The sequence below is a fragment of the Mycobacterium saskatchewanense genome, from assembly GCF_010729105.1.
GTDB classification, from domain to species: Bacteria; Actinomycetota; Actinomycetes; order Mycobacteriales; family Mycobacteriaceae; genus Mycobacterium; species Mycobacterium saskatchewanense.
Map to the genome: position 1 here is coordinate 4,779,589 of NZ_AP022573.1, position 16,742 is coordinate 4,796,330.

Sequence of the window (16,742 nt, forward strand, 5' to 3'; positions counted from 1 at the left end):
CACCAAGTCCGCTCGTATCTGTAGGCGGAGGTGATCGAGTGGCTCGTGTGACCGGCACTTGGAAAGCGTCCGGAGCTGCCGAAGCCGCTCTGATGAAGGCGCTCTACGATGAGCACGCGGCGGTCCTGTGGCGTTATGCGCTGCGGCTGACCGGGGACGCGAGCCAGGCGGAAGACGTCGTCCAGGAGACGTTGTTGCGGGCGTGGCAGCATCCGGAGGTCATCGGCGACACGGAGCGGTCGGCGCGGGCCTGGTTGTTCACCGTAGCCCGGAACCTGATCATCGACGACCGGCGCAGCGCGCGCTACCGCAACGTCGTCGGTTCGACGGACGAAGCGGGTACCCCGGAGCAGTCGACGCCGGACGAAGTGAACGCGGCGCTGGACCGGCTACTGATCGCCGACGCGATGGCCCAGCTCTCGAGCGAGCACCGGGCCGTCATCGAACGGTCGTATTACCGGGGGTGGACCACCGCGCAGATCGCCGCCGACCTCGGGATCGCCGAAGGGACAGTGAAGTCGCGACTACACTATGCCGTACGGGCGTTGCGGCTCACTCTCCAGGAACTTGGAGTCACACGATGACGTGCTCTCAGATGCTTGAAGGGTGACAGGAGATGGACAACATGAGGACGCCGGTAGAAGGCCAGGTCGGGGGCGGCGGCCCGCCACGCGACCGGTACGCGATGTGGGATGCCGCATACGTGCTTGGGTCGCTGTCGCCGGGCGACCGCCGCGAATTCGAAGATCACATGGGCTACTGCCCGGCCTGCCGGGAGGCCGTCGCCGACCTGAGCGGTGTGCCGGCCCTGCTCTCGCAGCTGAGCCGCTACGACGTGGCGGCCATGGACCAGCCGGTTGCCGTCCCGTCGACTCCGGAACTGTCGCCCGAGCTGCTGCCGTCGCTGTTGGCGACGGTCCGCTGGCGCCGGCGCCGCACGCGCGTCGCGACCTGGATGGCCGCGGCGGCCGTGCTGCTGGGTGTCGGCGTGTTCGTCGGCGTCGAGCAGTTCTCGACCCAGCCCGCCGCGCCGCAGGTGGCTGCATCCTCGGAGCAGATGGCGCAGGTCGGTACCACCCTGCTGACGTCGACCGTGCAGCTGAACCGCCAGCACTGGGGCACGGCGATCAACCTGAACTGTGTCTGCCTGGCCCCGCTGACCGCGCACCACGACACCCTGGCGATGGTGGTCGTGGGCCGGGACGGCAGCCAGACCAGGCTGGCGACCTGGGTGGCCGTGCCCGGCCACACCGCGACCCCCGCGGCCAGCATCTCGACGCCGGTCGACCAGATCGCCGCCGTGCAGGTGGTGTCCGCCGACAACGGTCAGGTGTTGCTGCAGCGTTCGCTGTAATCTCGACGCGCCGGTGAACTGAGGGGCTGGCGCGAGGCGCTCGAGGCGCCGTCAGAGCGTCACCGCGACACGTTCGATGGGTGCGGCAACCTGTTCGCGCCGGCATTCCCATCAACCCCGACCGTGCGATTCCGACGGCCAGGTCAAAGCAGGTGACGTGGTGATGATGGCCGCTTTTGCGCACGCCGGTGACTTCGCCGGCGCGTTGGCGGTCCGCTGGGGCGGGCGCGACTGATGTCGGCCGTGCTAGAGGCTCGCGCCGCCGCCGCGGAGATAGGCCGCACGCTAACGCATTCTGCGCATCACTGGTGAGCGGCAGTATCTGTCGCGCCGCCTGGCGGCGACGGGCGTATGCACCACCGACGGGCACGCAAACTTCGTATACCCGCCGCCCGCCGGGCGGCCCTGGCGGGAGGTATTCGGCGACACCGGCCTCAAGGTCCGCCACTATCCCGATGGCGGTGCGCGGATCACCGTCGGGAGCCGCGCGTCGACTCGAGCGGTGCTGGCCGCGGCGGCAAAGTGACGGGCCTGACTGAATCGCTGCCGTAAGTGCGGTATGAAGGGGCGTGGCCGTCTCACAACCTCGACAACGCGACCCGATCGCGCTCGCCCGCGCCAACTGGGAGCGCGCCGGCTGGGGCGACGTCGCGCAGGGCATGGTCGCGGTGACGTCCGTGATGCGGGCGCACCAGATCCTGCTCGCCCGGGTCGAATCCGCCTTGCGCCCTTATGATCTCAGCTTCTCCCGCTTCGAACTACTGCGGCTGCTGGCATTCAGCCGAAGCGGCGCGCTGCCGATCACCAAGGCGTCCGACCGGCTGCAGGTGCACGTCACCAGCGTGACGCACGCGATCCGCCGGCTCGAGGCCGACGGGCTGGTAGAGCGCGTGCCCCACCCCACCGACGGCCGGACGACCCTGGTGCAGATCACCGACCTGGGGCGCTCCACCGTCGAGGACGCCACCGTCACGCTGAACGAGCAGGTGTTCGCCGACATCGGGATGTCCGACACGGAATCGCGGGCGCTGGTGTCCTCGGTGGAGACGTTGCGGCGCAACGCGGGCGACTTCTGAGGTTCAGGCACGCCTTATCGCCGCGGCGACGGCCGGTGCGGCCTCGGATTGGGGGTAGTGACCGACACCGGGAAGCTCGGTGACGGTGGCGTGCGGCAGGGCCTCGGTGGCCCGGTCGAGGACGTGCCGGCCCGACACCGGATCGTCGAGCCCCCACACCAGATGGAGGGGCCCGTCCCATTCGGCCAACGCCGCTTCCCACCGGCGGTGATGGATCGCCCGCTCGGCGTTGTACTTGATCAGCAGGTGCGCGAGCTTTTGACCGTTTTGTCGCGACACGCCCAGCCACAGGTCATCGAATTCGGTATCTGTGAGTTTCGATCCGCGCACCGCGTCGAGCCCGGACCGGACTTTCGCGGCGTCGACCCGGGCGGCCAGCAGCCTGCCGATGACCGGCACCAGCAGCAGCTTCTGCAGTCGGGTGGGGCGGTAGGCGCTGTAAACGATGCCGCAGTTCAAGACGATGAGGCGGTCGATGGCAAAACCCAGCCGTCCCCGATTTGCCCGGTCGACGAGTTCCTGACCGACGATTCCGCCATAGTCGTGGACCACCAAGCTCACCGTGCGCACGCCCAGGTGGGCGGCGAGATCCTCGACCACGTCGGCCGATTCGGCCACGGAGTACGCGTAGGGGTTGGGCTTGTCCGACGCGCCGTAGCCGAGAAAATCCACCGTGATGACGTCGTGGTCTCGAGCGAGATCACCGGCGACCGCGGCGTAGTCGTAGGACCAGGTCGGAAAGCCGTGCAGCAGCAGCACGGTCGGTCCCGCCCCGCGCCGCCGGTACGCGATGCGATGGCCCCGGCGACTGGTCAGCCTTTGGTTTTGCCCGATCCATCCGGCGGCCCGCGGAGTTTCGGCGTGGTCGATCACGATGTCACCTCGGGGTGTGAGATTCGATGCAGAACTATATCCAGATACAGTTGTGTATGAGAATGCAATTCTGTCACGCTGGTTGTCAAGCGCACGAAGCAGGAGGCTGCCGATGGCCCGCTTGACCCGCACCGAGCAACGGGAACAGACCCGCCAGCGCCTCATCGAAGCCGCGGGCAGGGTGTTCTGCCGCGTCGGCTTCGAGGCGGCACCGATCGACGTCATCGCCGAGGAGGCCGGATTCTCGCGTGGCGCGTTCTACTCGAACTTCGATTCGAAGGACGAGTTGTTCCTCGAGCTCATCCGCCGGCACCTCGACGCGGAGATCGAGACGCTCAGCCGTGCGCTCGACCGCATCAAGTCCGCCGCCGACCTCGCGCCGGCGATCGAGCGCCGCTATCGGGTGCTCGGCGAGGACAGCAGCTGGTGCCTGCTGACCACCGAGTTCCAGCTCTACACGATGCGCGGGGGCGCCAGGGCCGAGGAGTTCGGCGAGATCTACGAGTCGTACCGATGCCGGCTCGGCAACCTCATCGCCACCCACTTCAAGCGCCTCGGCATCGAATCCACGCTCACCCCATACGAATTCGGGGTTGCCCAGATCGCGCTCTCGCACGGGCTGGCGCTGCAACGGGCGGCCAACGGTTCCCTGAAGGCGAACCTGCCGGCGCGCGCGCTGGCGACCTTCGTCCGCGGCGCCCTCGCCGGAGACCGTTAGCCGTTGCGGAGCGCCTCGATGACCGCGCTGAAGTCCAGGTCGGCGTGGGAGGCGTCGGACGCGACGAACTCGGCGTAGATTTCGGCGGCGTGCGTGCCCAGCGGCGCGGACGAACCCGTCGAGGCGACCGCGTCCATCGCCAGGCCGAGGTCCTTGTTCATCAACGCCGTCGCGAAGCCCGGCTTGAAGTCGTTGTTGGCCGGGGACGTCGGCACCGGGCCGGGCACCGGGCAGTTGGTGTGCACCGCCCAGCAATTGCCGGTGGCGCCGGTGATGACGTCGAAGAGCGACTGGGCGGACAGCCCAAGCTTCTCGGCCAGTACGAACGCCTCTCCGATCGCGATCTGCTGCACCGCCAGCACCATGTTGTTGCAGACCTTGGCGGCCTGACCCGCCCCGGCGGCGCCGCAGTGAATCACCCTGCCCGCCATGGGTTCCAGCACCGGGCGCGCCCGCTGAAGCGCGGGCTCGTCGCCGCCGACCATGAACGCCAGCGTGCCGGCCGCGGCACCCTTGACGCCGCCGGAGACGGGCGCGTCCAGCTGTGCGACGCCGCGGGATCCGGCCAGCTCGTGCACCTCGCGCGCGTCGTTGACCGAGATGGTCGAGCTGTCGATGAACAGCGCCCCGGGTTGGGCCGCCGGCAGGATCTCGGCGTAGCAGCGTTTGACCACGTCCCCGTTGGGCAGCATGGTGATGACCACGTCGGCGTCCTCGACGGCGTCGACGGCGCTGTCGAACACCGCGACGCCGTGGCCGGTCGCGGCCGCACCCGCCGCGGACACCGGGTCGAATCCGCGGACCATGTAGCCGGCTCGCACCAGATTGGCCGACATGGGCGCGCCCATGTTGCCCAGTCCGAGGAAAGCAACGCTCGCAAGCTCAGCCATGGTCGCCTTTCTAAGCGGTCCTGCGGAACCGCGAGGCCTCGGCACGCCCGATGACCACCCGCATGATTTCGTTGGTGCCTTCCAGGATCCGATGCACGCGCAGATCGCGAACGATCTTCTCCAGGCCGTACTCCCGCAGGTAACCGTAGCCGCCGTGCAGCTGCAGGGCCTTGTCGGCGACCTCGAAGCAGGTGTCGGTGACGTAGCGTTTGGCCATCGCGCACAGCTCGACCTTGTCGGGATCGTCGGCGTCGAGCGCACTTGCGGCCCGCCACAGCATCAGCCGTGACGTCTCGAGGCCGGTGGCCATGTCGGCCAGGGTGAACCGCACGGTCGGCTCGTCGAGCAGGGCCTTGCCGAACGCCTGCCGTTCCCGCACGTAGGCGCCCGCCTTGTCGAAGGCGGCCTGCGCGCCGCCCAGCGAGCACGCCGCGATGTTGAGCCGGCCGCCGTTGAGGCCGTTCATTGCGATGCCGAACCCGGCGCCCTCGCCGTCGGCGCCGCCCAGCATCGCGTCGGCCGGCACCCGCACGCCCTCCAGGATCACCTGCGCGGTGGGTTGCGCGTGCCAACCCATCTTCTCCTCGGGCGCACCGAAACTCACTCCGGGCGTGCCCTTTTCGACGATGAACGTCGAGATGCCACGTGGCCCCGGCTGCTCTGCGCCGCCCGTTCGTGCCATCACGACGTAGACGTCCGAGGCACCCGCGCCCGAGATGAACTGCTTGACGCCGTCGAGCACGTAGTCACCGCCGTGCTTCACCGCACGTGTGCTGAGCGCGCTGGCGTCCGATCCGGCGCCCGGCTCGGTGAGGCAGTAGCTGGCGATGACGTCCATAGCGGCCAGCCGCGGGATCCAGGCCTTGCGCTGTTCGGGGGTGCCGAACGTGTCGATCATCCACGCGCACATGTTGTGGATCGACAGGAAGGCCGCGGTCGTGGGGTCGGCGATTGCGAGCTGCTCGAAAATGCGGACCCCGTCGAGCCGGCGCAGCCCGCTGCCGCCGACGTCGTCGCGGCAGTAGATCGCCGCCATGCCGAGCTCGGCGGCCTCACGCAACACGTCGGTCGGGAAATGCTTGTCGGCGTCCCAGTCCAGGGCGTGGGGGGCGAGCCGCTTGGCAGCGAACGCGGTGGCCGTCTCGGTGATGACGCGCTCGTCGTCGTTGAGGGTGAACATGGTGGCCTGGCACCCCTAATTCATTGTGGGAATGACGAATTCGGCGCCGTCCTTGATGCCCGACGGCCACCGCGACGTGACGGTCTTGACCTTGGTGTAGAACTGGATCGACGCCGGGCCGTGCTGGTTGAGGTCGCCGAAGCCGGACCGCTTCCAGCCGCCGAAGGTGTGGTAAGCCACGGGAACGGGGATCGGTACGTTGACGCCGACCATGCCGACCTGCACCCGGGAGACGAAGTCGCGGGCGGTGTCGCCGTCGCGGGTGAATACCGCGACCCCGTTGCCGTATTCGTGCTTGGAGGGCAGGGCCAGCGCCTCTTCGTAATCGTGCGCGCGCACGATGCACAGCACCGGGCCGAAGATCTCGTCGGTGTAGATCGACATGTCGGGGGTGACGTGGTCGAACAACGTCGGGCCGATGAAGAATCCGCCCTCGAGGTTGGCGTCACCGAAGGTCAGGTCGTCGCTGGCGCGTTCGCGACCGTCGATCACCAATTCGGCGCCCGCCTCGACGCCCTGGCCGATGTAGTTGCGCACCCGCGCCAGGGCGGCCTCGGTGACCAGCGGGCCGTAGTCGGCCTTTGGGTCGAGGCTGTGGCCCACGCGCAGGTTGTTGATCCGGTCAATGAGTCTGGCGCGCAGCCGGTTTGCGGTCTGCTCACCGACCGGCACCGCGACGCTGATCGCCATGCAGCGCTCGCCTGCGCTGCCGTAACCGGCGCCGATCAGCGCGTCGACGGCCTGGTCGAGGTCCGCGTCGGGCATCACGATCATGTGGTTCTTGGCGCCGCCGAAGCACTGGGACCGCTTGCCGGTGGCCGCAGCCGTCGAGTAGATGTACTGCGCGATGTCGGAGCTGCCGACGAAGCCCACGGCCTGGATGTTCCGATGGTGCAGGATGGCGTCGACGGCCTCCTTGTCGCCGTGCACGACCTGGAAGACGCCGGGGGGCAGACCGGCTTCCAAGAACAGCTCGGCCAACCGCACCGGGACCGAGGGGTCACGCTCACTGGGCTTGAGCACGAAGGCGTTCCCGCACGCCAGCGCCGGCCCGGCCTTCCATAGCGGGATCATCGCCGGGAAGTTGAACGGGGTGATGCCGGCGACCACGCCCAGCGGCTGGCGCAGCGAATAGACGTCGATGCCCGGGCCCGCCCCCTCGCTGTATTCGCCCTTGAGCAGGTGGGGAATGCCGATGGCGAACTCGATGACCTCGATGCCGCGCTGGATGTCGCCGCGCGCGTCGGCCACGGTCTTGCCGTGCTCGAGGGACAGCAGCTCGGCCAGCTCATCGGTGTTCTTGTTGACCAGGTCGACGAAGCGCATCATCACCCGCGCGCGGCGCTGCGGATTCCACGCCGCCCAATCTTTTTGGGCCTCAACGGCCGAGGCCACCGCCGCGTCGACGTCGGCCTTGCCGGCCATCGGCACTTTCGCCTGCACCTCGCCGGTGCTGGGGTTGAAGACGTCGGCGGTGCGAGCGGACCGGCCGGCGGTGCGCCTGCCGTCGATGAAGTGCGGGATCAGTGTGGTCATCGGTGTCCTCGAATGTCTCTACGCGCGTAGGAGGGGGATAGTTGCATATCCTAGTAACCGAGCGGGGTCGTGGCAAGAAAGGTGACTTGTCGCTACCACGGAGGGCTTTCCCCCCCGTGCATACCGGGCCTATCGGACCGGAAGGAATAGCCTTCGGGCCTATGCGCACTATCGGGGCCGACTACCTGGTCGTCGGCGCGGGCGCCATGGGCGTGGCGTTCATCGACACGCTCGTGTCCGAAACCTGTCTTGGTTCGCGAATCGGGTTTCGCGGCGTTGTAGCGGGTTGTGCTGTTGCTGTCCGGCGTGGGCGGTTTTTGTCGGTGGCGGTTGCGATGATGGCGTCATGTCTTCGACCGGATCTACTGACGCCGTGGGGGTGAGTCCTGGCGAGCGTCTTGAGGTGTTGTTCGAGGAGTTGGCGGAGTTGACCGGTCAGCGCAACGCGATTGATGGGCGCCTGGTGGAGATCGTCGCCGAGATCGATCGCGACCAATTGGGTGGGATCACCGGGGCGCGGTCGGTGCCGGCGTTGGTGGCCTGGAAGACCGGTTGCTCGCCGGCCACCGCCCACACCATCACCGCCGTTGCGCGCCGGCTTGCGGAGTTCCCGCGCTGCGCCCAGGGCCTGCGGGAGGGCCGGTTGTCGCTGGATCAGGTCGGGGTCATCGCAGCCCGGGCCGGCGAGGGCTCCGATGAGCACTACGCGCAGCTGGCCGGGGTCGCCACGGTCACCCAGCTGCGCACCGCGATCAAGCTCGAACCCCGCCCCGAACCCCAACCTCGACCTGAACCCGAACGCTCGATCATCAAAACCTCCAGCGAGGAGTCCACCTGCTGGCGGATCACCCTTCCGCACCCCGACGCGGCGAAGTTCGACGCCGCGCTGGCGTCGCATCGGGAGGCGCTGATCGCCGAATGGAAGCATGATCGCGGGACTGGCGACCCTTCCGATATCGCGCCGCCGTTGCCGGGCACCCTCGAGGCGTTTCTGCGCCTGGTCGAGGCCGGTTGGGACGCCGAGGCGGCCCGCCGCCCCCACGGGCAGCACACCACCGTGGTGGTCCACCTCGACGTCGAGCGGCGCGCCGCGGCACTGCATCTGGGTCCGCTGCTGTCCGACGCCGACCGCCGCTACCTGGCCTGTGATGCCACGTGTGAAGTGTGGTTGAAACGCCACGGCGAGCCCATCGGTGCCGGCCGGGCGAGCCGGCTGATCAACCGGCGGCTTCGCCGCGCCCTGGAGTACCGCGACCGGTGCTGCGCGGTTCCCGGCTGTGGCGCCACCCGCGGTCTGCACGCCCACCACCTGCGCCACTGGGAAGACGGCGGCCCCACCGAATTGGCCAACCTGGTGCTGCTCTGCCCCCATCACCACCGGCTGCACCACCGCGGCGTAATCACCATCACCGGACCCGCAGACGCTCTGCGCGTCACTGACAACGCCGGCCAGGTACTAAGCCCAGGATCGCTGGCGCGCCCACCCACTGGGCCCGCGCCCGCCGTCCCACCGTCCCACCGTGCCCCGGGCCCACCGGCGAGCGCGCCCAATGGTGGTGGTACGACCCCTACCAACCCCCGCCGCCGACCACCAACTAGGTCGGCAACCCGGGGCCGGTCAGTAGCGAAGCTAAACACGTTGAGGCTTAATAGGCTTCGTTCGCACTGCCCGGGTGCCTACCACGTCGTGGACATCGCGACCCGCGACCCAACACCTCCCCAACACCCGCAGCGACAGTGCGCACCAATTCGAGCCATTAGTCACTGATCGAGCTCATGCCGCAAGGCATTGGGGTCGACCTGAGCAAGCTTGCCGACGTCGCACTTGATATCGGCCGTTCGGTGGGGTGCTCGGCGTACGAGAACGACTTCACGCTGCCCGGAGTGCCTGAAAGCTGGCGCGAGCAACCCATGGGGTGGTCCGTGGAGGGCGCACCTCCATGTTTGCCAGGGCTCTCGATGCCGAAGCCCCGACGGTTCGAACGATGAGCTATTAAGTGAGCTATAAGCTGGCTACCCAAGCCGTCACGCCGGGGTAGTTCGCGGCCTTGAGGTTTACGCCGCGCCCATCGGTGGGCCGTGATCCGACCGATGTCTCGTCCGTACGATGACACCCATGCCCCGTTGGGAACCCGATGCGCGCATCCGGCTGGTGGCCTCCGCGCTGCACCTGTTTTCCGAGCAGGGCTACGACCGCACCACCGTCGCGGAGATCGCCGAGCGCGCCGGCCTGACCAAGAGCACCTTCTTCCGGTACTTCCCCGACAAGCGGGAGGTGTTGGCGGCCGGGCAGGAAACGCTGTCGCGGCTCCTGGTCGAGGGCATCGCCGCGGCGCCCCCCGACGCCACCCCGCTGGCGGCGGTGGCCGATGGGCTGGAGCGCGCGGCCGGTGAGATGACGCCGTTGAATCGCGCACTCGCGCCCCGGCTCAAAGCCGTCATCGCCACCAGCACCGAACTGCAGGAACGCGATGCGCTCAAGCAGGTTGGGCTGGCCGCCGCCATGGCGGAGGCGTTGCGGGCGCGCGGTGTGCCGGAACGGGCGGCGGCCCTCGCGGCCGAACTCGGGGTGCTCGCCTTCAAGGAGGCGTTCGCCGAATGGATTGCGGCGGACAACGGCCGAGCCCTGGGCGAACTGGCCCGCGCAGCTCTGGACGACCTGCGCACCGCCGCCACCGAAATCGGTTGAGGGCCAGACGGTGCACACCATCGAGACCGACTACCTGGTGGTGGGCGCGGGCGCCATGGGGATGGCCTTCATCGACACGTTGGTCACCGAAACTCAAGCGCGCGTGGTGCTGGTGGACCGCAACCACCAACCCGGCGGGCACTGGACCATGGCCTACCCGTTCGTGCGGTTGCATCAGCCGTCGGCGTTCTACGGCGTCAACTCCCGGGAGCTGGGCAGCGGCGCCATCGACCAAGTGGGTTGGAACAAGGGGCTTTTCGAGCTGGCGACGGCCGGCGAGGTGTGCGCGTACTACGACCATGTGATGCGTCAGCAGCTGCTGCCGACCGGGCGGGTGACCTACTTCCCGATGAGCGAGTACCGCGGGGAGGGTCGCTTCACCACGCTGGCCGGTGTCGCCCACACCGTGAACGTGACCCGCCGCGTCGTCGACGCCACCTACATGCGGGTCACCGTGCCCGCGATGCGCCCGCCGCCCTACTCGGTGGCCCCGGGCACCGAGTGCGTCCCGCCCAACGAGCTGCCCAAGTCTCGCGCGCATGACCGCTACGTCATCGTCGGGGCCGGCAAGACCGGCATCGACACCTGTCTGTGGCTGCTGGGGCAGGGAATCGCGCCCGATCGGCTGACCTGGATCGTGCCGCGCGATGCGTGGCTGCTGGACCGCGCGACGATCCAGCCCGGCCCGTTGTTTGCCGAGGAGATCAAGGCCAACTTCACCGCGCAGCTGGAGGCCATCAGGGATGCGGTGTCGATCGAGGACTTGTTTTCGCGGCTCGAGGAGGGCGGGGTGCTGCTGCGCGTCGATCGCGCCATCCGGCCCACCATGTACCGCTGCGCAACGGTCACGCGCGCCGAGCTCGAACAGCTGAGGCGCATCAGCGGCATCGTGCGATTGGGTCGCCTGCGGCGCATCGATCGCGACAAACTGGTGCTCGACGACGGCGAGGTGTCGGCCGACGGGTCGGCGCTGTATGTCGATTGCACCGCTGACGGAGCCGAGAAGGTGCCGGCGACAGCTGTTTTCGACGACGGCCGGATCACGCTGCAAAGCGTGCGGGGGTGCCAGCAGGTGTTCAGCGCCGCGCTGATCGCCCACGTCGAAGCCAACTATCCCGACGACACCGCGCGGAACCTGATCTGCGAGCCGGTGGAGCACCCGGACGCCGACCTCGACTGGGTGCGCAACACGCTGTCCGACTACCGCAACCAGTTGCGCTGGTTCGACGACCCGGAGCTGACGGCGTGGCTGTCCGGTGTGCGGCTGGATCTGTTCGGACAGCTGGTCGGCCATCGGCTGGCACCGGCATCAGCCAAGCCCCGGGTGCGCGAACGGTTGCTGAGCATGACCAAGACGGCGCTTTCGGTCACCGCGGAGAAACTCGAGAGCCTGCTGGCCGACGGGGCGTGTAACCCGAGCCGATATTGATCGGTGAAGGAGGCACGTGGCGGCTCACAACGATCCCATCGGCCCGCGACCACTGCGCGCGGTGCCCGACGACGGCTACCCGGACTGGGAGGCCGTGTATTCCGACAACGCGTCCTGGGTATACCGCACGCTGTTCGCCCGCGTGGGCAACCGAGCCGACGCCGAGGATCTGACCGCCGAGGTCTTCCTGGCGGCGCTGCGACCGTTGCGCCTGACCGCCAGCGTCGGCGAGGTGCGCGCCTACCTGCGCGCGACCGCCCGAACCGTGCTTGCCGCACACTGGCGTGAGACCCTCGGGCGGGAGATAACCTCGATCGACGACATCGAACAACCACCCGATAGCGAGGAAGCGATCAGCACCGCCCCACAGCGTGTCGCCCAGGTGTTGGACGACCTGCCGGACCGCTACCGCCGGATCCTGGATCTGCGCTTCCTGCAGGGAAACTCGATCAAGGAGTCGGCCGCGGAACTCGGGATCAGCGTCGCCAACGCAAAGGTGCTCCAGCACCGCGCCCTGCGGTTGGCCGCCCAGGTGAACGACGGGGGGCGGCCATGAACGCGCGCGGCCTGCGGCGCTACGTCGACGATCTGCTGCGGGGCCGGCGGCCCAGGGCGTTCGAGCCCGACGAATTCGAGGCCGCGCAGATCCGCACGGCGATCGAGCTGCGCACCGCCCGACCCGGACCCGACGCCGAACCCCGCGAAGAGTTCCTCACCGACCTGCACCGCCGCCTTGCCGAGCAGATGAACGGTGCCGCAACGGAACCGCCACACATGGCGAGCAGCACGCGCCGGCAAGTGATCGTCGGTACGTCGGCCGCCGCGGCCGCGGCCGTCGCCGCCGTGTCCATCGACCGCGCGCTCATCGGCCACCCGGGCGAGGTCCCGGCGGCCGACGGTGCCACGCTCACGCCGAACGACGGCAGCTGGCAGCGCGTCGCGGCGAGTTCCGAGGTCCCCGACGGGGGCATGCGCCCCTTCGATCTCGGGTCGGTCAGCGGGTTCGTTCGCAGGGTCGGCGGCAAGGTCGAGGCAGTCTCCGGGGTGTGCACTCACCAGGGGTGTCGGCTGTGGTTCGACGCGCCCGGGGACAGGCTGCGCTGCCCCTGCCATTCCACCTCGTTCTCGCCCAGCGGCCAGGTGCTCACCCATCAGCTGCCGATCGCCCCGAAGCCGTTGCCCACGTTGATGGTCCGCGAGGCCGACGGCGCGGTGGAGGTGTTCGCCCCGCCGCGCGGCGACGAGCCCGTGTGACGCTGTAACCCTGCGCCCTATCTGTGGGCATGAATACCGCCAAGTTTCGAAGACATTCGATCGCGCTATCGGCCGTCGCTGTGGTGGTGGCCGCCTGCACGTCGCCGCCTCCGGCCGCGCAGCCGTCGGTCACCGTCGGCTCGGGCGCGCCGGCGGCCGTCGCCGGGGACGCGGTGGGCATCGACAACTTCGCGTTCGCGCCGGCGACGCTGACCATCCACGCGGGCGGCACCGTCACGTGGACCAACCGTGACGAGGAGCCGCACACGGTCGTCGCCGCCGACGGGTCGTTCCACTCGCCCGGGATGGGCACCGGGGCAACGTATTCCCACACCTTTCCCAGCGCCGGAAGCTTCGACTACGTCTGCTCCATCCACCCGATGATGCACGGCACCGTGGTGGTGACGGGATGACGCCCGATCCCCACTCGATGACCCGCCGGCAACTCCTGCGGCACTCGGCATGGTTCGGTGCGGCCGTCGGATTCGCCGTCGTCGGCGGCGAGGTCATCTCCCACGTCGCCGACGCCTCGGCGGCCCGGCACGCCGGCCGGCCCACGCTGCGGTTCGCTCAGGTGAGCGACAGCCACATCGGCTTCAGCGGCCCCCCGAACCCCGACGTCATCGGCACGTTCGGCCACGCGATCGACCAGATCAACAACCTCGGCTACACACCGGATTTCGTCATCCACACCGGCGACCTCACGCACCTGTCGAGCCCCGAACAGTTCGATCAGGTGAAACAGATGATGACTCGGCTGCAGACGCCGCACATCTTCACGGTGCCGGGCGAGCACGATTCGGTCGATGATGCGGGGCAGAAGTACCGGGGCTTCTTCGGGGCGGGCAGCCGCGGGGATGGATGGTACAGCTTCGACATCGCCGGCGTCCACGTCATCGCGCTGATCAACACCCTGAACCTGAAGAAGCTCGGGCACTTGGGCGTCGATCAACTCGAGTTCGTCCAGAAGGACGTGGCGGGGTTGTCGAGCGATACGCCAATCGTCGTGTTCAGCCACATCCCGTTGTTCGCGATGTACCCGGACTGGGGCTGGGGCACCGATGACGCTGCCCAGGCGCTCGGCTACCTGAGCCGGTTCGCCTCGGTCACCTGCCTGAACGGGCATGTGCATCAGCTCTTTACGAAGACGGAGGGCAACGTGACCTTCTACAGCGGGACGACGACCGCTTACCCGTTGCCCCACCCGGGTGACGGGCCGGCGCCCAAGCCGGTCACGCTGCCGGCCGGCAAACTGCGCGATGCCCTCGGGATTCGCGAGGTCAACTACACCCGAGGGCAGACGGCCCTGGCCTTGAAAGAGATGGCGCTGCAATGAACGCCGCGATCCGGGTCGCGCTGGCCGCGTCGCTGGCCGTCAGCGCCTTCGGTCATGCCGTCCTGTACGTGCATGGCTATCAACACATCCCGACGATCGGGGCGGCGTTCTTGGTGGAGGCCAGCGTGTCGTTTTCGCTGGCCCTGCTCATCGTCGCCCGCGGCCCGGCGTGGCTGCAGTGGGCCGGTGCGGCCGTGGCGGGTGGGGCGCTGGTCGCGTTCATCCTGTCGAGGACCGTTGGGTTGTTTGGCTTTTCGGAGCGGGGGTGGGAGCCGTCGCCCTATGCGGCGATCAGCGTGGCGGCCGAGGCGCTGACGGTGCTGCTGTGGGCGACCGCCGTGAGATGGAGCCGACGGGTCTTGACCCGCGCAGCGACTAGCTGACGTTGTCGAAGTACATCGCTCCCCCACTGGGGAGATATGAGAAGTAGATCGGCATCTGGGAGAAGATGTAATCTCCGGTGATGAGACGCCCGGAGGCAGTCTCTGGCGACTCGACGTGGGTCGGGGGATAGGCGGGCAGGTTGGCGGTCGTCTGTACGTACAGCGTCTGGTATCCGGTGCCGTCGAGGGTGGGCACTTGGACCTCGATTGTCGCGCCCGGTGGCAAGTCCGACCCGGGCTGGTACCCGGCAAGGGTCGACGGGAGCAGGTTCTGCGGGATGGCCCCGCCCACGCCCCCGGTGTCGACATTCACTGTCCCGGCAGGCAGGAAGCCGGTGCTGACTCCGTCGTAACTGACGGATACCTGGAGCTGGGAGGTCTCCGGTGCGCCGGAAACCGCGGCGAAATAGCTGAGAGGGTTGTCGCCGAACTGGACATAGTGAGCGGGTTGATTGATGAGCAAGCCCTGGTTGAGACCCGTGGGCAACTCCTGCACGAAACCATGTGACCATCCCGCGCTTGTCGTGTTGGCCCCGACGCCGAGAACGGTTTCCCAGTCGCTCACCGGCATCGGCGTCCCCAAGCCGTTCGTTTCGTTGGTGATCACGCCGATGGTCATCGGCTTGGTCATGATCCCGTTGCCCAGGTCGAGTGAGGCTGTGTAGGTGTTGTAGTAGTCGATCGTCTGCAACTTGGGGTCGGAACTCGGGCCGAACTCGTATGTGAGTCCGGTGGCCGTCGGATCACCCAGGGATTGCATGTTGACGGCGAAATTCGGGATCAATGTTGTGGTGGAGCCCGTGTCGACCAACGCCCAAGTCGGCTGTCCGTCGTTTACGGAGATCTCGATCAGTGGGCGGTTCGGGCCGTCCCCGCTCATCTGCAGCGCGACGCTGGCCGGCCCGCCGTTGGCTCCGGCCAGCCCGGCGTCACCGAACAACGCGCCGCTCGCGCCGCCGGGTCCGCCGATGCCGGAGACCACCCCGCCGGTTCCACCGGCGCCGCCGTTGCCGATCAGGTGCCCGCCGTCGCCGCCGATTCCGCCGTTGGCGAAGGCTCCGCCCGTTCCGCCGGCGCCGCCCGCTCCGAACCATTGGGCGCTGCCGCCGGCACCGCCGGCACCATAGGGACCGCCGATACCGCCCGGGCCGCCGTTACCCCAGAGCAGACCCCCACCGCCCCCGGTCCCGCCGCTCCCACCGGGAATGACGAAGCCGCTGGTGTCGACCGTGAAGGTGCCGCCCTGGCCGCCGAGGCCACCGCTGCCGAAGAACAGCGCGCTGCCGCCGGCGCCGCCGACGCCGGTCGGTCCGCCGAAACCGCCCGTTCCGCCGTTGCCCCACAGCAGCCCGCCGGTGCCGCCGCGCCCGCCGGCCGCACCGAACCCGCCCATTCCGCCGTAGCCGCCGGTGCCGATCAACCCGGCCGGGCCACCCACCCCGCCCGCCACCCCGACGGCCGTGCTCGCGCCGCCGTGACCGCCGTCGCCCAGCAGGATTCCGCCCGCGCCGCCGGCCGATCCGACCCCGGCCGCGTTGGTGGTGCCGTCGATGCCGTTGCCGATCAGCGCACGCCCCAACAGGGTCTCGGTCGGCGCGTTGATCAGCGCCAGCGCGTCTTGCTCGAGCGTCTGAAGCAGCGTGGCGTTTGCCGCCTCGGCGGTCGCATAGGTTTGCGCACCGGCGTTGAGGGCCTGCACCAGCTGGGCGTGGAAGGCGGCGGCCTGCGCACCCAGCGCCTGATATGCCGAGCCCTGCTGTGAGAACAGTGCCGCGATCGCCGCCGACACCTCGTCTTCGGCGGCCGCGGCGATGCCCGTTGTCTGCGCGGCGGCCGCCGCGTGGGCCGAGTTGATCGTCGCGCCGAGGCTCTCCAATTCCGTTGCCGTACCAGTCACCAGCTCCGGCACCGCGATCACAAACGACATCGACCCTCCAGCAAAGTCTTTGCATCGTTCGGCCGCGACCGACCGGCGACAAGCGGGATATTAGTCAGTGAGAGTCCGGAAATTGTGGATTTTCAAT

The 16,742-nt window shown here is 68.6% G+C and carries 17 protein-coding genes and 2 pseudogenes; 14 read left to right on the forward strand and 5 right to left on the reverse strand.

The window, feature by feature from the left end; all coding sequences use genetic code 11:
* Positions 1-47 precede the first annotated feature (47 nt).
* The 4 genes and pseudogenes from G6N56_RS22615 to G6N56_RS22630 all read left to right on the forward strand — a co-directional run bounded on the left by G6N56_RS22615 (position 48) and on the right by G6N56_RS22630 (position 2,430).
* Positions 48-584: a sigma-70 family RNA polymerase sigma factor gene (locus G6N56_RS22615; protein WP_408632644.1), complete on the forward strand. Its 537-nt coding sequence runs from the start codon at positions 48-50 to the stop codon at positions 582-584.
* 32 nt (positions 585-616) lie between these two features.
* On the forward strand, positions 617-1,354 hold the full coding sequence (locus G6N56_RS22620; protein ID WP_085254000.1) for an anti-sigma factor family protein: 738 nt from the start codon (positions 617-619) through the stop codon (positions 1,352-1,354).
* 18 nt (positions 1,355-1,372) lie between these two features.
* Positions 1,373-1,589 (forward strand): annotated as a pseudogene (locus G6N56_RS22625) (3-oxoacyl-[acyl-carrier-protein] synthase III C-terminal domain-containing protein); the annotation flags it as partial.
* 334 nt (positions 1,590-1,923) lie between these two features.
* The gene (locus G6N56_RS22630; RefSeq protein ID WP_085254001.1) at positions 1,924-2,430 is read left to right on the forward strand and encodes a MarR family transcriptional regulator; all 507 of its coding nucleotides are present in this window, start codon (positions 1,924-1,926) and stop codon (positions 2,428-2,430) included.
* A 3-nt stretch (positions 2,431-2,433) separates the two neighbouring features.
* Here G6N56_RS22630 and G6N56_RS22635 read toward each other — a convergent pair whose 3' ends face one another.
* Positions 2,434-3,303: an alpha/beta fold hydrolase gene (locus G6N56_RS22635; protein ID WP_158090668.1), complete on the reverse strand. Its 870-nt coding sequence runs from the start codon at positions 3,301-3,303 to the stop codon at positions 2,434-2,436.
* 112 nt (positions 3,304-3,415) lie between these two features.
* Here G6N56_RS22635 and G6N56_RS22640 point away from each other — a divergent pair, with 112 nt between their 5' ends.
* Complete coding sequence (locus G6N56_RS22640; protein WP_158090669.1) at positions 3,416-4,021, forward strand: TetR/AcrR family transcriptional regulator; 606 nt, start codon at positions 3,416-3,418, stop codon at positions 4,019-4,021.
* On the opposite strand, the gene mmsB is transcribed toward G6N56_RS22640, so the two are convergent.
* Genes mmsB through G6N56_RS22655 form a run of 3 tightly spaced genes read right to left on the reverse strand, consistent with a single transcriptional unit; the run spans position 4,018 to position 7,627 of the window.
* Positions 4,018-4,911, reverse strand: a complete 894-nt coding sequence (gene mmsB / locus G6N56_RS22645) for a 3-hydroxyisobutyrate dehydrogenase (protein WP_085254003.1) — start codon at positions 4,909-4,911, stop codon at positions 4,018-4,020. The genes G6N56_RS22640 and mmsB overlap by 4 nt on opposite strands.
* A gap of 10 nt (positions 4,912-4,921) precedes the next feature.
* On the reverse strand, positions 4,922-6,091 hold the full coding sequence (locus tag G6N56_RS22650; RefSeq protein ID WP_085254004.1) for an isobutyryl-CoA dehydrogenase: 1,170 nt from the start codon (positions 6,089-6,091) through the stop codon (positions 4,922-4,924).
* Between the two features lie 15 nt (positions 6,092-6,106).
* Complete coding sequence (locus tag G6N56_RS22655; protein WP_085254005.1) at positions 6,107-7,627, reverse strand: CoA-acylating methylmalonate-semialdehyde dehydrogenase; 1,521 nt, start codon at positions 7,625-7,627, stop codon at positions 6,107-6,109.
* Positions 7,628-7,973: 346 nt separating this feature from the next.
* Between G6N56_RS22655 and G6N56_RS22660 the strand changes: the two are divergent.
* The 9 genes and pseudogenes from G6N56_RS22660 (at position 7,974) to G6N56_RS22695 (ending at position 14,718) form a co-directional block, all read left to right on the forward strand.
* A pseudogene (locus G6N56_RS22660) lies at positions 7,974-9,226 on the forward strand (HNH endonuclease signature motif containing protein).
* Positions 9,227-9,403: 177 nt separating this feature from the next.
* Positions 9,404-9,616, forward strand: coding sequence for a DUF7956 family protein (locus G6N56_RS29655; protein WP_085254006.1), 213 nt, complete (start codon positions 9,404-9,406; stop codon positions 9,614-9,616).
* A 127-nt stretch (positions 9,617-9,743) separates the two neighbouring features.
* Positions 9,744-10,316: a TetR/AcrR family transcriptional regulator gene (locus tag G6N56_RS22665; protein ID WP_085254007.1), complete on the forward strand. Its 573-nt coding sequence runs from the start codon at positions 9,744-9,746 to the stop codon at positions 10,314-10,316.
* Between the two features lie 10 nt (positions 10,317-10,326).
* A complete protein-coding gene (locus G6N56_RS22670; protein WP_085254008.1) occupies positions 10,327-11,745 on the forward strand; it encodes an NAD(P)-binding protein in 1,419 nt (472 codons plus the stop codon).
* Between the two features lie 16 nt (positions 11,746-11,761).
* Positions 11,762-12,301, forward strand: coding sequence for an RNA polymerase sigma factor (locus G6N56_RS22675; protein ID WP_085254009.1), 540 nt, complete (start codon positions 11,762-11,764; stop codon positions 12,299-12,301).
* A complete protein-coding gene (locus G6N56_RS22680) occupies positions 12,298-12,999 on the forward strand; it encodes a Rieske (2Fe-2S) protein (RefSeq protein WP_085254010.1) in 702 nt (233 codons plus the stop codon). The genes G6N56_RS22675 and G6N56_RS22680 overlap by 4 nt, the downstream gene beginning before the upstream one ends.
* Positions 13,000-13,022: 23 nt before the next feature.
* Positions 13,023-13,412, forward strand: coding sequence for a cupredoxin domain-containing protein (locus tag G6N56_RS22685; RefSeq protein WP_408632645.1), 390 nt, complete (start codon positions 13,023-13,025; stop codon positions 13,410-13,412).
* Positions 13,409-14,335: a metallophosphoesterase family protein gene (locus G6N56_RS22690; RefSeq protein WP_085254012.1), complete on the forward strand. Its 927-nt coding sequence runs from the start codon at positions 13,409-13,411 to the stop codon at positions 14,333-14,335. Before G6N56_RS22685 ends, G6N56_RS22690 begins: the two co-directional genes overlap by 4 nt.
* A complete protein-coding gene (locus G6N56_RS22695) occupies positions 14,332-14,718 on the forward strand; it encodes a hypothetical protein (RefSeq protein ID WP_085254013.1) in 387 nt (128 codons plus the stop codon). Before G6N56_RS22690 ends, G6N56_RS22695 begins: the two co-directional genes overlap by 4 nt.
* Here the strand turns inward: G6N56_RS22695 and G6N56_RS22700 are convergent.
* Complete coding sequence (locus G6N56_RS22700) at positions 14,711-16,645, reverse strand: PE domain-containing protein (RefSeq protein ID WP_163645162.1); 1,935 nt, start codon at positions 16,643-16,645, stop codon at positions 14,711-14,713. The genes G6N56_RS22695 and G6N56_RS22700 overlap by 8 nt on opposite strands.
* Positions 16,646-16,742 lie beyond the last annotated feature (97 nt).